The sequence below is a fragment of the Allobosea sp. CER48 genome, assembly GCF_044752385.1.
In the GTDB taxonomy this organism is placed as follows: Bacteria; Pseudomonadota; Alphaproteobacteria; order Rhizobiales; family Beijerinckiaceae; genus Allobosea.
The window spans coordinates 1-3,020 of the sequence record NZ_JBIWYK010000390.1 but is presented as its reverse complement, the minus strand read 5'-3'; the positions used below and the strand labels follow the sequence as shown (position 1 = coordinate 3,020).

Below are 3,020 nucleotides of genomic sequence, written 5' to 3'. Positions count from 1 at the left end.
ACCGGCCGCCAGACCAGGAGCCGCTTCTCGATCAGAGTGACCAGCGCATCGATGGCAATGACGAAGATCGCCAGGATCAGCATGCCCGAGAACACGCCGGTCACGTCGAAGACGCTCTCGGCCTCGTGGATCTTGTAGCCGAGACCGGCGGAGGAACCGAGATATTCGCCGACGACAGCGCCGACCAGCGCGAAGCCGACCGAGGTGTGCAAGCTGGAGAACATCCAGGTCAGCGCCGACGGCCAGTAGACATGCTTGAAGAGCTGGCGCTCGTTCATGCCGAGCATGCGGGCATTGGCCAGGATCGTCGGCGAGACTTCGCGCACGCCCTGGTAGACGTTGAAGAACACGATGAAGAAGACGAGCGTGAAGCCGAGCGCCACCTTCGACCAGATTCCCAGCCCGAACCAGAGCGCGAAGATCGGCGCCAGCACGACGCGCGGCAGGGCGTTCGCCGCCTTGATATAGGGGTCGAACACCGCCGAGAGCAGCTCGCGCCGGGCGAAGGCGAAACCGAACAGGATGCCGGCGAGCGAGCCGATCACGAAGGCCAGCACCGTCTCTGTCAGGGTAATGCCGAGATGCCAGTAGATGTCAGCGCTGGTGAGCTGCCTGAAGGTGCGAGCCAGCACCGCCGATGGTGTCGAGAAAAAGAACTGGATCGTCTTAACATCGCCGAACAGGCTCGTAGTCGTGACCACATGCCAGACCGCCAGGAAGACGATCATCACCAGCACCTGCAGCGAAAGGAGCTTCATCCGTTTCATGATGCATCTCCTCCGACGAGCTCGCGCCCCTCGCCCATCGCATAGGCCTTCTGCACCTCGACGCGCAGCGAGGCCCAGATGTCGCGGTGGATCTCGTGAAAGGCCTTTTCCAGCCGGATATCGGCGATGTCGCGCGGGCGCGGCAGGTCGACCCTGTAATCCGCGACGATCCCCGCCGCGGGCCCGGCCGACATGACGACCACCCGGTCGGACAGCGCGATCGCCTCCTCCAGGTCGTGGGTCACGAACATCAGCGCCTTGCGATCGCGCGACCACAGGTCGAGCAGCAGGTTGCCCATGATCTGCCGGGTCTGCGCGTCGAGCGGCCCGAAGGGCTCGTCCATGAGCAGGATCTCGGGGTTGCGGATCAGCATCTGCGCCAGGCTCACGCGCTTGCGCTGCCCGCCCGAGAGCATGTGCGGATAGCGATCGACGAAGGTGCGCAGGCCGACTCGGGCGAGCCATTCACGCGCCCGCTCGTCGGCCTCGCGCTCCGGCACGCCCATCGGCTCCAGCGCGACCTTCACGTTCTCCAGCGCCGTCTTCCACGGCATCAGCGCGTCCTGCTGGAACAGATAGCCCGCGCGCCGGTTCAGGCCCGCAAGCGGCTTGCCGAAGATGCCGACCGAGCCGGCCGAGGGCGAGAGCAGGCCCGCCGCCGCGTTGAGCAGCGTGGACTTGCCGCAGCCGGTCGGCCCGACGATCGAGACGAACTCGCCGGGGTGAACCTTGAGGTCGATACCCTTGACCGCCTGGTAGCGGCCGCCATCGGCGAGATGGAAGGTGATATCGACGCCGCCGAGCGCGACCGCCGGGTCATCCGACGAAACCGGCCCTGCCCCCGCATTCGCATGCGGGCGATCCTGCAACTCCATGAAATCCGTTTCCCCGTCGGCAACCGCTTGCGGCGCCATCAGCTTTTCCGCGTTGCCGGATTTAATAGGCAATCGTCCGGGGAAGGCAACGGCAGCCGCCCCTGCGGCGGCCGGTCGCTTGCATCGCCCCGCCGACCCGGCCATATGGCGGGACCGACCCGACCCCGCAGGAGCCGAGCCGAACGCCATGGCCGAACTCGAACAAGCCATGAAGGCGCTCGTGGACTTCATGCAGGCCCATCAGCAATGGGCGATTCCGATCGTCTTCGCTGTCGCCTTTGCCGAGTGCGTCGCGATTCTGTCCTGGCTCATCCCGGCGACCGTGTTCTTCACGACCTTCGGCGCCGTCGCGGGTGCTTCGGGGCTCAACCTCGTGCCGCTGGCGCTCGCGGCCTCGCTCGGCGCCGGCAGCGGGTTCTGGGTATCCTACTGGGCGGGGCTCATCCTCGGCCCTCGCGTCCACGACTACTGGCCCTTCACCAAGAACCCGCAGCTCCTGGATCGCGGCCACGCGTTTTTCGAGAAATGGGGCTTCGCCAGCATCCTGATCGGCCATTTCTTCGGGCCGCTGCGAGCGGTGATCGCGATCGTGGCCGGCATCGTCAACATGCCGTTCTGGGCGTTCCAGCTCGCGAACTGGGCCGCCTCCTTCGCCTGGGGCTTCGGACTGCTCTACGGCGTCGGCCGCGTCAGCGAATTCTTCGCCCGCTGAGAGCGCCTGGGACATGACTGTCCGGTGAACGCGCCATTCTGAGACCGTTCAAACCGGAAGGCGTCTATTCACGTCGTCGCATCGCGGCCTGCCATCTCCCGGCGAGCCAGTTGCGGCACGCTGAACGGCCTCGCGCCGCCAGCGTCGTCCGACGGCGGGACCCGGCCCCCGGCGGATGCGACGTTTCCGGACCGACCCAGCGAGGTCCATGCCATGACGATGTCCCGTTTCCTGCTTCCCCTCGTCGCGCTTGCCGCAATGGGCGGCCAGGCCTTCGCCCAGACGGCGACGCAGCCTGCTCCTGCCGCCAAGCCCGCAGCTCCGGTGACGGCCCCCGCTGCCCCGTCGTCGCAGGCAGCGCCAGCGACCAAGCCTGCGACGCCGGCGGCGGCGCAGCCCGCGGCCACCCAGGCCAAGAAGATCAACATCAACACGGCCACCGCCGCCGAGCTGGATACGCTGAAGGGCATCGGCGAGGCCCGCTCCAAGAAGATCATCGAGGAGCGCAACAAGGCAAAGTTCAAGGACTTCGCCGATCTGGTGAAACGCGGCACCCTGCCCTCGAATGTCGAGGCAGAGATCAAGGACAAGGTCACCTTCTGAGCAAAAAAAAGGCCTCCGGCGCCCTGCGCCGGAGGCCTTTCCCGATGAGTGCATCGATTATCG

Annotated in this window: 4 protein-coding genes; 2 read left to right on the top strand and 2 right to left on the bottom strand. The window is 66.3% G+C overall.

Translation table 11 applies throughout. From position 1 onward, the window contains the following. Together ACIPIA_RS13350 and ACIPIA_RS13345 are read right to left on the bottom strand one after the other, a co-directional pair. Positions 1–767 (bottom strand): ABC transporter permease (locus ACIPIA_RS13350; RefSeq protein ID WP_400510248.1); only part of this gene is annotated, 767 nt, incomplete at its 3' end. Then, a complete protein-coding gene (locus tag ACIPIA_RS13345; RefSeq protein ID WP_400510246.1) occupies positions 764–1,681 on the bottom strand; it encodes an ABC transporter ATP-binding protein in 918 nt (305 codons plus the stop codon). The genes ACIPIA_RS13345 and ACIPIA_RS13350, both read right to left, overlap by 4 nt. A gap of 148 nt (positions 1,682–1,829) precedes the next feature. Between ACIPIA_RS13345 and ACIPIA_RS13340 the strand changes: the two genes are divergently transcribed. After that, positions 1,830–2,354, top strand: coding sequence for a DedA family protein (locus ACIPIA_RS13340; protein ID WP_400510245.1), 525 nt, complete (start codon positions 1,830–1,832; stop codon positions 2,352–2,354). A 213-nt stretch (positions 2,355–2,567) separates the two neighbouring features. Further along, positions 2,568–2,957: a ComEA family DNA-binding protein gene (locus tag ACIPIA_RS13335; protein WP_400510244.1), complete on the top strand. Its 390-nt coding sequence runs from the start codon at positions 2,568–2,570 to the stop codon at positions 2,955–2,957. Positions 2,958–3,020: the final 63 nt, after the last annotated feature.